Origin of the sequence: Afipia sp. 1NLS2, from assembly GCF_000178995.1 — a bacterium.
Lineage (GTDB): Bacteria > Pseudomonadota > Alphaproteobacteria > Rhizobiales > Xanthobacteraceae > Afipia.
In genome coordinates, this window is sequence record NZ_ADVZ01000002.1 from 291,465 (window position 1) to 305,551 (window position 14,087).

The 14,087-nt window shown below is 61.3% G+C and carries 13 protein-coding genes; 6 read left to right on the forward strand and 7 right to left on the reverse strand.

All coding sequences use genetic code 11. From position 1 onward, the window contains the following. Positions 1-4: 4 nt before the first annotated feature. The 3 genes from AFIDRAFT_RS10125 to lptG all read right to left on the reverse strand — a co-directional run bounded on the left by AFIDRAFT_RS10125 (position 5) and on the right by lptG (position 4,603). Positions 5-949, reverse strand: a complete 945-nt coding sequence (locus AFIDRAFT_RS10125) for a SurA N-terminal domain-containing protein (protein WP_009339275.1) — start codon at positions 947-949, stop codon at positions 5-7. Positions 950-1,013: 64 nt separating this feature from the next. Then, on the reverse strand, positions 1,014-3,470 hold the full coding sequence (locus AFIDRAFT_RS10130) for an LPS-assembly protein LptD (RefSeq protein WP_009339277.1): 2,457 nt from the start codon (positions 3,468-3,470) through the stop codon (positions 1,014-1,016). A gap of 50 nt (positions 3,471-3,520) precedes the next feature. Then, on the reverse strand, positions 3,521-4,603 hold the full coding sequence (gene lptG, locus AFIDRAFT_RS10135) for an LPS export ABC transporter permease LptG (protein ID WP_009339278.1): 1,083 nt from the start codon (positions 4,601-4,603) through the stop codon (positions 3,521-3,523). 453 nt (positions 4,604-5,056) lie between these two features. Between lptG and AFIDRAFT_RS10140 the strand changes: the two genes are divergently transcribed. From AFIDRAFT_RS10140 to AFIDRAFT_RS10150, 3 genes are all read left to right on the forward strand, one after another. Next, entirely contained in the window at positions 5,057-6,559 is a 1,503-nt protein-coding gene (locus AFIDRAFT_RS10140) for a leucyl aminopeptidase (protein WP_009339280.1), read from the forward strand. Between the two features lie 33 nt (positions 6,560-6,592). After that, positions 6,593-7,060 (forward strand): DNA polymerase III subunit chi, encoded by a 468-nt coding sequence (locus tag AFIDRAFT_RS10145; RefSeq protein ID WP_009339282.1) that lies wholly within the window; start codon positions 6,593-6,595, stop codon positions 7,058-7,060. A 174-nt stretch (positions 7,061-7,234) separates the two neighbouring features. After that, positions 7,235-7,804 (forward strand): hypothetical protein, encoded by a 570-nt coding sequence (locus AFIDRAFT_RS10150; protein ID WP_040298336.1) that lies wholly within the window; start codon positions 7,235-7,237, stop codon positions 7,802-7,804. 6 nt (positions 7,805-7,810) lie between these two features. Here AFIDRAFT_RS10150 and abc-f read toward each other — a convergent pair whose 3' ends face one another. The 3 genes from abc-f to AFIDRAFT_RS10165 form a co-directional block, all read right to left on the reverse strand. Next, on the reverse strand, positions 7,811-9,670 hold the full coding sequence (abc-f, locus tag AFIDRAFT_RS10155; RefSeq protein WP_009339285.1) for a ribosomal protection-like ABC-F family protein: 1,860 nt from the start codon (positions 9,668-9,670) through the stop codon (positions 7,811-7,813). A 56-nt stretch (positions 9,671-9,726) separates the two neighbouring features. Continuing rightward, a complete protein-coding gene (locus tag AFIDRAFT_RS10160) occupies positions 9,727-9,942 on the reverse strand; it encodes a hypothetical protein (RefSeq protein ID WP_245258158.1) in 216 nt (71 codons plus the stop codon). A 217-nt stretch (positions 9,943-10,159) separates the two neighbouring features. Then, complete coding sequence (locus AFIDRAFT_RS10165) at positions 10,160-10,453, reverse strand: hypothetical protein (protein ID WP_009339289.1); 294 nt, start codon at positions 10,451-10,453, stop codon at positions 10,160-10,162. 295 nt (positions 10,454-10,748) lie between these two features. Between AFIDRAFT_RS10165 and ndk the strand changes: the two genes are divergently transcribed. The 3 genes from ndk (at position 10,749) to AFIDRAFT_RS10180 (ending at position 13,183) form a co-directional block, all read left to right on the forward strand. Then, entirely contained in the window at positions 10,749-11,171 is a 423-nt protein-coding gene (gene ndk / locus AFIDRAFT_RS10170; RefSeq protein WP_009339292.1) for a nucleoside-diphosphate kinase, read from the forward strand. A 178-nt stretch (positions 11,172-11,349) separates the two neighbouring features. Then, complete coding sequence (locus tag AFIDRAFT_RS10175; protein ID WP_050789595.1) at positions 11,350-12,150, forward strand: TerC family protein; 801 nt, start codon at positions 11,350-11,352, stop codon at positions 12,148-12,150. A gap of 196 nt (positions 12,151-12,346) precedes the next feature. After that, positions 12,347-13,183, forward strand: a complete 837-nt coding sequence (locus AFIDRAFT_RS10180; protein WP_009339296.1) for a YjbE family putative metal transport protein — start codon at positions 12,347-12,349, stop codon at positions 13,181-13,183. On the opposite strand, the gene AFIDRAFT_RS10185 is transcribed toward AFIDRAFT_RS10180, so the two are convergent. Continuing rightward, positions 13,173-14,069: an autotransporter outer membrane beta-barrel domain-containing protein gene (locus AFIDRAFT_RS10185; RefSeq protein ID WP_245258159.1), complete on the reverse strand. Its 897-nt coding sequence runs from the start codon at positions 14,067-14,069 to the stop codon at positions 13,173-13,175. The two genes, AFIDRAFT_RS10180 and AFIDRAFT_RS10185, sit on opposite strands and share 11 nt — an antisense overlap. Positions 14,070-14,087 lie beyond the last annotated feature (18 nt).

A 14,087-nucleotide genomic window follows, 5' to 3' on the forward strand; every position in this document is an offset into this window, starting at 1 on the left:
GGCCTTATTTCTGCTTGTACTCGATCATCGCGGCCTTGCGGAGGTCATCGAGGTAGGATTTCGACTTCGCCTCGTATTTCTGGGCGAACAGCTTGTCGCGCGCCGCCCGCTTGGCGGGCGTATCGGCGGAGGTCACCTTGCGGTCGCACAATACAACCATCTCGATGCCTTGCCGGGTCACTTCCGGCGGGGTCATGTGGCCGACAGGCGTCTTGTCCAGAAGCTCGCGCAAATTCGCGGGCAGGTCGGCCGAAGTCTTGATGATGGTGTCCCGGATGGTGCCCTGACGCAGCGACTTGAATGTGGTCGCGGCCTCCGCGCAACTCTGGACACGGTCGCGAATGATCTCCGCTTCCTTCTTGCGTTGCTCGACGACAGCCGAAGACGAACCGCGCGGCACGAAGATCACGACCGGGCGCAGGTGATATTCATAGCTCTCGGTATCTTGCGGCGAGCTATCGCCGCCGGAAGCCGCACGGACATCGTGTTCGCTCACCATCAGGCTCTGCTTGTAGCGGCCGCGCACCAGCGCGCCCCATGCGGTGTCGGCCGACATCCGCAGCTTCATGGTTTCGGGGCGCACGCCCTGCGCCATGAGAACCTTGGACAACTGGTCCGCGGACATTCCCATCCGCTGGCCCATGGCCGCGTAAGACGAATCGATTTCCGACGGGGTCATGTTGATCCCGAATTTCTTGGCTTCTTTGATCTTGAGGCGGTCGTCGATCAACTGATTGATGACTTCCTGGCGCGGCGCGCTCTTGTGCGTGGTCAGGGCGATGAGCTTGGCGCGCTGTTCGATGTCGTAGGTCGTGATCGGCTCGCCATTGACCATCACCACCACGGCCTGCGCCCGCGCGGACGGCGCTGTTGCGAGAAGCGTCAGCAAGGTTGCGAGGGAAAGGGCAAGGCGGCTGGCAAAAACAGAGAGGAATGTCGCGTTCATCATCACATTGCTGTCGGTTTCACCACGGTCGAGCCGCACCGTAGACGTGCAATCGACCACAATTATGTCACTGGGTGGATGAGGAGACGTTTTGCGAAATCGAAGTTCCGCCGATGGTACGCAAGCCAAGCTGGAACATCACGCGGTGATCGGTGACGGGCGCGATGCTGCCGATTGTCGTGTAGTTGTAGTCGGTCACGTAGTTGACGGCGAGCAGGAAGCAATCGTCCACGTATCCGGCACCGACGATGTACTGGTTCACCTTGCTGTTGGCGATGTCGTAGCGCAACCCGCCGGAGACCTGCCAGTTGGCAGCGAGCTTGAACGAACCGGTGCCGAGCAGGCCCTGCCGTTCGGTCAGATAGCCGAGTTCAGGTTGTGGCGCATACTTGCCGTACAGGAGGCTGACCGACCAGCGGTCGAAATTGGCGCGGCCTTCGGTCTCGAAACGCTTGATGTCCATTGTCGCTTCGTCGAGCCGGAAGCGTGTCGTCAGGCTGAAGATCTTATTGGGCGAGTAAGCGACGCGGCCGACGTAATCGGACGCCGGCTTGTCGAGACCGGAATCGAGACCGGTGTTGGTCAGGCTCTGCACCGCATAGGAGTTCAGGCCGTAGAGCTGGTAGGACTGGCCGAACAGCACGTTGACGGTGCCGCCGCGGTCGAACTGCGTTGTCGCCTGCACGCCGACGTTGGCGCGGCCGCCGCCTTCGACGCGGTCCCAGCCGGAGAATTTGTTGACGCTGAACAGATTGGTGTCGTCGAAGGTCAGGCTTTGTGCGTCTTCGTTCGGCAACTGTCCGGCCTTCTGTTCGTTCGGGCGGATGATGACCTGCGCGATTGGTTCGATCGTCGTGGTGCCCCACGGCTGCACGTTGATGAACGGATAGCGATATTCGAGGCCGACCGCCGGCATCAGGCGGGCTTCCTGATGGTTGCCGGGGGCAATGTAACCAGCGAGATTGGGATCGTTGGCGACATTGGCATTGATCAGGTCGCCGCGCACCGAGACGAACGGTGTGAAAATCTGGCCTATCGGATCAGTGAATGAGCGCCGCCATTGAGCCTCACCGGACAAGCGGGTGTAGTCCCCAGGAACGCCGCGAAGAACGCAATTTGACCGGGCCATAGGATCAGCGCTCAGACAAGACGAGGGCACGATTGCTGGGTTTGCCAAAGCCACGGCTTCAGCCTGAGCTTTCCCAGAGATCGCGTCGAAATTCGCCTGGCCGCGCGTCAGATTGACGAAGTTGCCTTTGTAGCTGAACTCGCCGCCCAGCAGGTTGTGGCCGAGTACGTTGTTATAGTCGACCACCGGCGCGACGATGGGAATCTGCTTTTGCACGTCGGCGGCATTGAAGCCGTAGTAGTAGATCGAACGAATGTCGAAATAGCTGCGGTTGCCGACGCCGGTGAGGTACACCTGCGAGATGCCTTCGGTCGGCGTTAGCAGGAACGAGCCCAGCGGGTTCTTGTAAGGGCCAAGCTTGTAGTCGCTGAAGAAGCGATTGTCGGTTGCAAGCACGGCGGTCCAGCCCGCGACCCATTTGTCGTTCAGCGCGAACTGGCCGTTCGAATCGAGGCCGCCGCGCCAGTTGCGGTCGCCGACCTGTCCGGCATAGGCATCCGGGTCTTCCTGATGAATACCGTAGCCGCGGATTTCATACGCGCCGTTGACGAGGCGCTGGCGGAAATCGATCTGGCCGAGCACGCCCTGCCGCGATGTGATGCGCGGCGAAATGGTCATGTCGTAGTTCGGCGCGATCGCCCAGTAGAACGGAATCTCGGCGCTGTAGCCGGTGTACGAGTTGTAGCCCGCCCACGGCATCAGGAAGCCGGTCTTGCGCTTCACGGTCGGGTCGGGCGTCGAGAAGTACGGCAGGTAGGCGAGGGGATGACCGAAGAACTCCACCTTCGCGTCTTCGAAGTAGAGCATCTGTTCGGTCTTGTTGTGGATGATGCGCGCGGCCTTCACCTGCCACAGCGGCGGACGTTCGGGATGGTCGCGGCAAGGGGCGCAGGCGGTGTAGGTGCCGCTCTGGAAAATCGTGATGTCGCCATTGCTGCGATCGGCGCGTGCCGCCGACATGCGCGTCTCATCCGGCGTGTTGAGGCGCAAGGAATCGACAAAGCCATCGCGATAGTCGTCGGACAGGTCGAGCAGGTTGGCGTTCACAACCTTGCCGTCGGCCTCGGTGAGGCGGACGTTGCCCTCGGCGTGAAGGCGCTTGGTCTTCTGGTCGTAGATGACCTTGTCGGCTTCGAGCGTTGAGCCGTTGTAGTAGATCTGGACGTTGCCGACGGCGGCGACGCGGTTGTTGTTGTAGTCGTAATTGATCTCGAGCGCCTTCACGAGCATCTGCCCGTTATTGGCGTTCTTGTCCTTCGGCGGTTTCGGCACCGGCGGACGCTTGTTGTAGATGAAGGTGTTGGTCGCCGCCGTGGCGGAGCCGGGCAGGGCCAATGCGCCCGCGCCGAGCATCAGGACGGCGGACATGGCAAGGCGATAGCGGCGCAGCCTCATGCGCCGCCTGAACCCAGGCGTCCGTCCATGGAGGGCGGCAAAACCAGCCACTACCCGTCCTCCTGATGCAGCAAGGCCAAAAAGCCGGTCAGGCCGCCCACACAGACAGGCAACCATGCGGCAGCGAGCGGATACATCAACTCGGCCTTGCTTAAATCCTCAGTTACTTTCGACAGGACATAGAGCAGAAAGCCCGCTGCCACGCCACTTAAAACCATCTTTTGCACGCCGCCGAAGCGGAAGAACCGGAGGCTGACGGCGGCCGCGACGAGCACCATCGAGGCCAGCAAAAACGGCCTCGCGAGCAGCTTCTGATACTGCAAACGGTATCCTGCTGTGGCCAGACCAGAGCTTGCCGAAGACTGGATGTACCCCGGAAGTTGCCAAAATGACACAGTTTCGGGCGTGGCAAAGCTGTTCCGGACCTGCGCTGGGGTCAGATTGGTCTTGAGCAGGAGGTTGTCCTGAATGACCGGCGCGGCGGTCATGGAATGGATTCGCGCGCCTCCGAGCCGCCACTCACCGGGCTCCAGATTCGCTTCATTGGCGTCGATTCGGTCCCGGAAGCTGCCGTCCGGGTTGAAGCGGAAGACGGTTACGCCGGAGAGCCGCGTACCCTGATTCTGGGAAAGCGCCGCGCTGATGATGGACTGGCCTTCCGACGTTACCTGATTGATCCAGGATTGTTCGACGTTCTGAACGCCACCGTTGGAGAAGAGCTTCGCCTCCATCTCCTTGCTGCGTTCCTGCATCGCGGCCGAAATGGGATTGTAAACGACGGTCGCGAGCACGCCCATCAAGAGGGCGGCGACCAGCGCGGGCGTGATGAATTGCCACGCCGAAATCCCGGCGGCGCGCGCCACAACCAGTTCGAGGCTGCGCGACAGCGCGAGATAGCAGCTCATCGCACCGATCAGGATGCAGAACGGCATCAGCTTTTCCAGCAATTGCGGCACCCGAAACAGTGAGGTTTCCGCCACCATGATCGCGGAGGCAGTCGGGATGCTCGAGGTCCGGCGCACCATTTCGATGTAGTCGACCAGGACCAGCAGCAGGAAAATACCGAGGAACACCGCGAGCGAGGCGATGATGAAACGTCTGGCGAAATAGCGGGCGAGCGTGGTGGTCAGCATGCGGCCGATGGCTCGTTTGCGGAATGCTGCGTCAGCGCGCAGGCCCGCCGCGCGCATTCCGCGCAACGATCAAAAGCAGGGCCCGGCATAACGGCCGGCCCCGCGCAGGCGATATCAATCGACGCCATCGAACTGCAGTATCCCCAGTGTCTCCGAGCGATGCCGGCCCGGATCTGGCTGTGAGGCCAAATCCCCCTCGAACCGTATCGCGCAAAGCTATTATAACTCAACTATCCCGTTGATCCGCCGATAAAATGGCTGGCCTAAGGCAGCGCGGGCGGAGTGGTTAACAAAAGCTGTTTGCGTGGCTTTCGCGTCACGATTCGGGGTATCTCCGTCCGTATCGTGATGAAGCCGCCTTTGTCCGGCACTTTGCAGGTCGGAGGCGGAGGCGCATATAGTCCCGCACCCACCGCAGCACTCAGCCGCAAGTTCAAGTTTGGAGGATTCCCCATGACCGACGCCGTTAAGGTCGGCTTTGTCCCGTTTTCGACCGCGCCGAAGGGCGTCCTCGTCGTTTTCACCGATGAATCGATGAAGTTCGGCCCAGCGAGCCGCAAATTGCTGGCGGGCGCAGAGAACTCCATCAAGCGCGCCGCATCGGCAGCCGAGTTCAAGGGGAAAAGCGGCTCGGCGCTTGATCTTCTCGCGCCTCAGGGCCTGAAGGTCGGACGTCTGATCGTCGGGGGCACCGGCAAGGCCGGCTCGGTGAAGGAAGAGGATTTCATCAAGCTGGGCGGTGCCGTGACTGGCAAGCTCGGATCGAGCGCGAGCGCGGTGACACTTGTCGCCGAACTACCAAGCGGCGCGATGAAGCCGCATCAGGCAGCGAACGTCGCCGCCGGTGCACGGCTGCGCGGCTACAAGTTCGACCGCTACAAGACCAAGACGAAAGACAAGGACAAGGCCCTCGTCGCGCAGGTTTCGGTCGCCGTCGCCGACGTCGCGGCCACGCGCAAGGCGTTTACGCGCGATGCCAATATCGTCGATGGCGTGCTGCTCGCGCGCGAACTCGTCAACGAGCCGCCGAATGTGCTGTTTCCCGCCGAGTTCGCGCGCCGCGCCGCGCAGTTGCGCAAGCTCGGCGTCCAGGTCGATATTCTTGACGTCAAGGCGATGACCAAGCTCGGCATGGGCGCGCTGCTCGGCGTGTCGCAGGGCTCGTATCATGAAGGCCGCATGGTGGTGATGCGCTGGAATGGCGCGGCCAACAAGGCCGACAAACCGGTCGCCTTCGTCGGCAAGGGCGTGTGTTTCGACACCGGCGGCATCTCGATCAAGCCCGCGGGCAGCATGGAAGACATGAAGGGCGACATGGCGGGCGCGGCCTGCGTGGTCGGCCTGATGCATGCGCTTGCTGGACGCAAAGCAAAGGTCAATGCGATCGGCGCGATCGGTATCGTCGAAAACATGCCGGACGGCAACGCGCAGCGCCCGGGCGACATCGTCACCACGATGTCGGGCCAGACCATCGAGATCATCAACACCGACGCGGAAGGCCGCCTCGTGCTGGCGGATGTGCTGTGGTACGTCGCGCAGAAGTACAAGCCGAAATTCATGATCGATCTCGCGACATTGACCGGCGCGATCATGGTGGCGCTCGGCACCGAATATGCGGGCTTGTTCTCCAACAACGATCAGTTGTCGGAGCGGCTGTCGAAATCCGGCGCCGCCACCGGCGAGCGCGTCTGGCGCATGCCGCTCGGTCCTGAATACGACAAGCAGATCGATTCCAAATTCGCTGATATGAAGAACGCGGCCGGGCGCTGGGGTGGCTCGATCACCGCAGCACAATTGCTGCAGCGCTTTGTCGATGACGTGCCATGGGCGCATCTCGATATCGCGGGCACCGGCATGGGCGCGCCATCGAACGACATCAACACGAGCTGGGGCTCGGGTTATGGCGTGCGTCTGCTCGACCATCTTGTTGCCGAGCATTACGAGGCCAAGCGATAGCCGCCTGCGATCCAGCGCCGGAGTCCGATGACGATGACGGAAGTCCTGTTCTACCATTTGCAGGATATGAAGCTGGAAAACGTGCTTCCGCCGCTGCTCGAGAAATCGCTCGAGCGCGGCTGGCGTGTCGTCGTGCAGGTGGGCTCGGAGGAGCGCGCCGACATGCTCGACTCCCATCTGTGGACGTATCGCGACGATTCATTCCTGCCGCACGGCACATGGCGCGAAGCCGATGCCGCGAGCGAGCCGGTGGTGCTCACGGTGAGCGACGCCAATCCCAACGGCGCGTCGGTGTGCTTTCTGGTCGATGGCGCACCGGTGCCCATAGATTGTTCGGCGTATCAGCGCGTCGTTCTCATCTTCAACGGTGATGACGACGAGGCCCTTGGTGCTGCGCGTGCGGCGTGGACCGATTGCAAGGCAAGGGGATTCGAGCAGACTTACTGGCAAGCGGATGAGCGGGGCCGCTGGCAGCGCAAGGATTTGCGCGGCGGTGGTTAAGGATAGGGCGATCTTTCCTTTTTGATGCTTGCGGTTAGCCACCATCGTGCCGCAAAGTGATGATGCAAGCGCCCGTGGGGACGGGTGCTCGCCGTTGGCGGAGTGATTTGCGCCAAGGAAATGAAGCGGAACGTGGGGGTTCCAGTTTTGCGGTTGATTGACTTGAAGAGTTTCGTGTCTCGATCCGTTGTGAAAGCGGCGCTATCCGTGCTCGTCATTGCTCCGATGATGAGCGGTTGCGGTGGCACCTTGAGTGATTACTCACTCAAGGATCAGGAATGGTTCACTCGCCCCGGGAAGCTCTTCAACACCAAGTCGCTGTCGCTTGAGACGCCTCCGCTGCATACGGACAAGCCGGTTTCGCCGGACGATCTCATCACCGCGGAAGGAGCTTGCCCCGGTATGGCACCTGCCGGATTGCCGGCGGACGTCAATGCCCAGCAGCAGGGCGAAGCAGCCAATCCGCAGGCTGGTGCGACGCAAGCAGCCCCGGCATTGCCTGCGGGAGGTGTGGTCGCGCTCGGTCATACCGAATGCGATGTGGCGCGGGCTGCCGGTACACCCAACAACGTCAATATCGGAGCGAATGAGCGTGGTGAACGTCAGACTGTGTTGACCTATACGCAGGGTCCGCGTCCGGGCATTTACACGTTTACTGCGGGCCGCCTCACGGCGATCGATGCGGTCCAGGCGCCGCCTCCGCCGAAAAAACCGGCCAAGCATTCCAAGAAAAAGCACACGTAATGCGCTTTAGTCAGCGCCTTCATACGAGGCGCTGGCCTCCAGCCATTCTTCCTCGGCTTTTTTGAGCGCGGCCTCGGCGGCGGCGCGCGCCTTGGTCAACTGTGTCGCCTGTTTCGGGTCGCGCTGGAAGATATCGGGCAGGGCGAGCGCCGTATCGATCTTCGCAATGATGCCGCCGATGCGCTCGATCTCGGCTTCCGCGCTTGAGATTTTCTGCTTCAGCGCGTTCTTTTCAATTTTGCTTCGCGCTGGTTTCTCGGTTTCGCGAACGGTGCGGGTCTGATCGGCCGTGCGCGCGCTTCGTGCGCTCAGGACGGAGCGGCGATATTCATCAAGGTCACCGTCATATGGCTTCACGGTACGGTCCGAGACCACCCACAATTGATCGGCGCAGGCCTCGATCAGATAGCGGTCGTGCGAGACCATGATGATCGCGCCGGAAAATTCATTGATCGCCTCGGCGAGTGCTGCACGGCTGTCGATGTCGAGATGGTTGGTCGGCTCGTCGAGGATGATCATGTTCGGTGCGGCGAAGGTTGCAAGCCCGAGCAGCAGGCGCGCCTTCTCGCCACCGGACAGATTTTTCACGGTGGTGTCGCCCGCCTTGCCGGAGAAACCGATCGCGCCGACACGGGCGCGGACTTTCGTCTCCGTCGCATCCGGCATCAGCCGCCGCAGATGGTCATAGGACGAACCTTCCAGATCGAGTTCGTCGGTCTGGTGCTGGGCGAAATAGCCGACCGACAGGTTGGCGGCGCGGACAATCTTGCCTGAGAACGGCGGCAGCTTGTCCGCGAGCAGTTTCACCAGCGTGGATTTGCCGTTGCCGTTGGCTCCTAACAGGGCAATGCGATCGTCGTTGTCGATCCGCAGCGTGACGCGCCGCAGGACCGGCTTGCCCGGTTCGTAGCCGACACTGACATCATCGACCGCGATGATCGGCGGCGACAGCAGTTTCTCCGGCTCGGGAAACGTGATCTCGCGCACGTCCTGCGTCACGAGGGCCGTGACAGGCTTCATCCGCTCCAGCATCTTGACGCGCGACTGCGCCTGTTTCGCCTTCGATGCCTTCGCCTTGAAGCGATCGACGAAAGCCTGCAGGCGCTTGCGCTCGTCGGCCTGCCGCTTTGCGTGCTTGGCGTCCAGCATCTCGCGCGTGGCGCGCTGTTCTTCGAACGAGGAGTAGCTGCCTTTGTAAAGCGTGAGCTTGCCGTGATCGAGGTGCAGGATCTGGTCGACGGAAGTTTCGAGCAGATCGCGGTCGTGGCTGATGACGATGACCGTGCGGGGGTAATTGGCGAGGTGGTCCTCAAGCCAGAGCGTGCCTTCGAGGTCAAGATAGTTGGTCGGCTCGTCGAGCAGCAGCAGATCCGGCGCGGCGAACAGCGTGGCCGCGAGCGCCACGCGCATCCGCCACCCACCGGAGAATTCCTGGCAGGCGCGCAACTGGTCGGCTGCGGAAAAACCGAGGCCGCTCAGGATCGCCGCCGCGCGGGCAGGCGCGGAATGGGCTTCGATATCCACAAGCCGGGTTTGGATGTCGGCGATCCGCACCGGGTCGTGCGCGGTTTCAGCCTCCTGCAATAGCGCGTGGCGTTCCACATCGGCTTTCAGCACGACGTCGATCAGGCTTTCGGGTCCGTCGGGCGCTTCCTGCGCGAGACTGCCGATTCGCCAGCGGGGCGGTATGGAAATCGATCCGCTCTCCAGCGCGAGGTCGCCACGGATCGCGCGGAACAGCGTGGATTTGCCCACGCCGTTACGGCCGACGAAACCCACGCGCGCGCCCGGTACGATCTGCGCCGTGCTGTTTTCAATGAGCACGCGCCCCGCGATGCGGATCGAGATGTCCTGGATGGAAAGCATGCCGGGGTTCTCCCCGGAATGAGGTGCGAGTGCAAGCGGCCAGAAGGCGAAAAAGCCTAGCGCCGGGCCATGCCCGCATCAGGGATGATCGAGGGGGCATCCTCGATCTCCCGGAAGCGGTTCATGAGCTCCTGAAGATGGTGGGGCAACGCCGCGGTCGGCTTCATCTGCTCGCGCAACCGCTCACCGATGCCTTCGCAAACCGCGCGGCTGGTGCGGTGATCGATCTCGATGCCGCCATGCGGAGACGATTTTGCCGAAAGGTTTGCCATGACGCTCACCATCGCCACCATTTCATTCAAATTGATCGTATCTCACCAATGGTGAGAGCCAAGGAATGTTTCAGGCCTTCGAAAGTGATGGTGAGTAATCGGTAAATATTGAATCGATTTGTCGCGAAGCGAATCGGGAACCATCCCATCGCACGGGTCGTGCGCGCACAAAAAAGCCCGGCGTGAAGCCGGGCTTTTCTGAAAGAAGGGTCGTGTCTTAGTAGCAGCGGTTGATGAGCCGCCAGCGCGGACCCCACGGGGTCGGGACGAGGCGGCGAACGTAGCAGCCGCCATAGCCGCCGTAATAATAGGGGCCGCCATAGAAGCGGGGACCCCATCCACGATGGCCCCAGCCACCGCCGTGCCAATGGCCGCCACCGCCATGCCAGTGGCCACCGCCGCCGTGATGACCACCATGCCCGCCGCGCGCCGATGCCGTGGATGTCATGCCGGCGGTGCCTATAATGAGTGCGGAAGCGGCAACCAGTCCGAGGCCGAATTTGCGTAACATGATCATTTCTCCTTGCCATGGCGCGAACCGCGCACGTCGGTGAAGTTGACGCTCTCACGCGCGCCGTAACGCACCTTCAGGTCAGTGACGAAACCCTATGCTATCCAACGTGAATGGCGTGCGGATGGCCCCTTCAGATGGGGTTCATTTTGATGAAATCGACGTAATGTTACGCCCGGAATTCCGGGTGACGAAAAGGCTCTGGTCTCAAGATACCGGCGCTTGCCGCGCTGCGGGGGCACCGCTATAAGCCCCGCACAATTCCCATTTTCAATTCCATCAAGGATTAAGTCTCATGGCGACCGAGCGCACCTTTTCGATCATCAAGCCCGACGCGACCGAGCGCAATCTGACGGGCGCCGTCAACGCCATCATCGAAAAAGCCGGTCTGCGCATCGTTGCCCAGAAGCGCATCCTCATGACCCGCGCCCAGGCCGAGACGTTCTACGCGGTCCACAAGGCCCGTCCGTTTTTCGGCGAGCTGGTCGATTTCATGACCTCCGGTCCGGTCGTGGTGCAGGTCCTCGAAGGTGAGGGTGCCATCGCAAAGTATCGTGACGTCATGGGCGCGACCGACCCCTCGAAGGCCGCCGAAGGCACGATCCGCAAGGTGCACGCCAAGTCGATCGGCGAGAATTCGGTCCACGGTTCCGATGCGGCCGAAACCGCGGCCATTGAGATTGCACAGTTTTTCTCCGGCAACGAGATCGTCGGGTAAAAACGGGAACTGTCGCGCGTCACTTTGACGCGGCCCACTGGGCCCCTACGAAAATACTGGTATTGAATATGCCACCTGCGGCAAAATGGCCTGCGGCATAATAACCAGTGGGGGAGACACGGTGCACGACATACTCCAGACAATCGGCTCATTTTCCTTTGTCGATGCGTTTGCTCAAATGCGGACTGAGGTTGTCCAACCTCAGTTCTGGGTTGGCCTGAGCAAAATCATCTGGATCAACATCCTTCTATCAGGCGACAACGCGCTCGTCATCGCGTTGGCCTGCCGTGGCCTGCCGCCGAAGGAACGCCGTCTCGGCATGGTGATCGGCGCGGGTATCGCGGTTGTCCTGCTGATCCTGTTCACCGGCATCGTCGCCCAGTTGATGACGCTTCCGTTCCTCAAGCTCGTCGGCGGACTGGCGCTGGTCGTGATTGCGGCCAAGCTTCTCGTTCCGGACGACGGTGAGGGCCATGTCGCGGAGGGCGCCAATCTCTGGCACGCCGTCCGCATCGTTGTGATCGCCGACATCATCATGAGTCTGGACAACGTGATCGCGGTGGCCGCCGCCGCGAACGGTCAACTCACGTTGCTGATCGTCGGCCTTGCCGTCAGCATCCCGATGATCATCGCCGGCGCCGCGCTCATCATGGCGATTCTCGATCGCTTGCCGATTCTCGTCTGGCTCGGCGCGGTTCTGCTCGGCTGGATCGGTGGTGCGGTGATTGCAACGGATCCTGCAGTCGCGCCGCGCCTGCATGCGATGCTCAACGGTGACATCAGCATCAACGTCGATACGACGTCGCCGCTGTTTGGCTTCGTCGAACATCTGCGCCTGGATGGCGAGATCGACGAGCTCATTTTCGCGGCGCTCGGCGTGATTATCGTTCTCACGTTGGGAACGATCTGGCGCCGTCGCAAGCTCGAAGAGATGGCGGCTGCGTCGACGGAAGCAGAAGTCGCGACTGCGACAACTTGACCATCGCGTCGCTCTAAATCGCAGAGCAAAGCGCATCAACTGCGACATTCTGTTCAAATTAGTCAAAGCCGGGGCTGCCTAGCCCCGGCTTTGCGACATATCGTCTCAAAAGTTTGCGACATATCGCCTCCCAGACAAGACTCATCATTTGCGGTACCGAGAGGTGGTACCCAGGTGGAGGCGAAGCTCAGAGACGATGTTGGATATTTTTGATACGGCGACGATCAGCACATTCTTCAGCAGTTTTTTAACAGAACTTGAGCAACCGCAGTTCTGGGTAGCGCTGACAAAAATTATCTGGATCAACATCCTGCTTTCCGGCGACAACGCGCTCGTTATTGCGCTGGCTTGCCGCGGCCTCGAACCGCGTCAGCGGATGTGGGGCATGATCCTCGGTGCTGGTGTCGCGGTAGGCCTCCGTATCATCTTCACCTTCATCGTCGCCTCTTTGTTGGCGCTGCCTTATCTCAAGCTGGTCGGCGGTATCGCGCTGCTCGTCATCGCGGCGAAGCTGCTGGTGCCCGAAAAGCATGAAGAAGATAATGTGCAGGCGGCACAGCATCTGTGGGCGGCCGTCAAGATCGTTGCCGTCGCCGACATCATCATGAGCCTCGACAACGTGATCGCCGTGGCCGCCGCTGCGAACGGCAGCGTGGTTCTTCTGGTGCTGGGTCTTTTGATCAGCATTCCGATGATTGTCGCGGGCGCCGCGTTGATCATGGCATTGCTTGATCGCCTCCCTGCGCTGGTTTGGCTCGGCGCTGCGTTGCTGGGCTGGGTTGCTGGCGAGGTCATCGCAACGGATCCGGGCGTGCACCCGTATCTGCAGCGCGTTCTCGATGGTCAGATCGCTCTCAACATCGATCCGACATCGGCGGTGTTCAGTCTGCCGAGCCATATGCAGGTCGGCACCAACCTGGGCGAGCTCATCCTTGGTCTTCTCGGTGTCGCACTGGTTCTGGTCGTCGGCTCGATGTGGCGCAGGCGTGCGATGTCAGAGCACGCCGCCGTGCCGGTGGAGGCTACCACTTAAACTCGAGGCCCAGCGTGCCTTGGTGAGAGTGGAAGCCATCGCGGAATTTTCCGTCATAATTGGCATAAAGCCGCGCCGTCCTGTTCATGCTCCATGACAGGCCGGCGCCGGCGTCTGCGCCATACTGGCTTTCACGGATGCCTTGCATGAGGATGCTGCTGGAGCCAAGGCTGACGAGATACGGCGACATCGTCTGCGAGAAATTGTCGACGAATTTTCCATAGCCCGACACGTCGATGATCTGGCTGCCGACGATCCAGTAATGGCCGGCTTCAGCGCCGAGCAGGACTCGCGCGCGCTGCGCGTTCGATTCGGCGACATTGACGGGCTCGAACCCGCCGGTTTCGTTGAAAGCGTTGGTGTGGGCGACGACATATTCGATCGCGACCTTCGGTACGATACGGCTATGACCAAGCGCTTGGTAATAACTCAGTTCACCAAGGGCGCCATCGATGGCGCCACGATAGTTTGAAAGCGCAAATCCGCTGACCGTCTGACGTTTCGCATCGACGGATGCAAATCCATGCACTGCCGCGAAGGCCACCGTCCATGGGCCACTGACATAGGAGCCGTTGACGCCGAGTTGGGTCAGGTCGAGTTTCGCCGACTGCAATGCGAGCGGCACGTCGATGTTGGTGTGGCTTTGGTCGACCGCGATGCCGAGATTAAATCCGGGCGCCACAGTCATGCCGATGCCCGCGACGCCGCCTCCGGTCGAGCGTTTGTCGCCGGGAAATCCCAATTGCGCGCCGGTGCGGGCGGATGTGCCGTAACCCTCAAACCAGCTTCGATAGACAGGCTCGGCGAAATCTGACGAGGCACCGCCGCCGGCACTGTTGTCGCGCGCGGCGTATCCGCTCGCCGCCGCGCGCCCCAACCGTTGCAAGAAATTGCTTCCCAGATC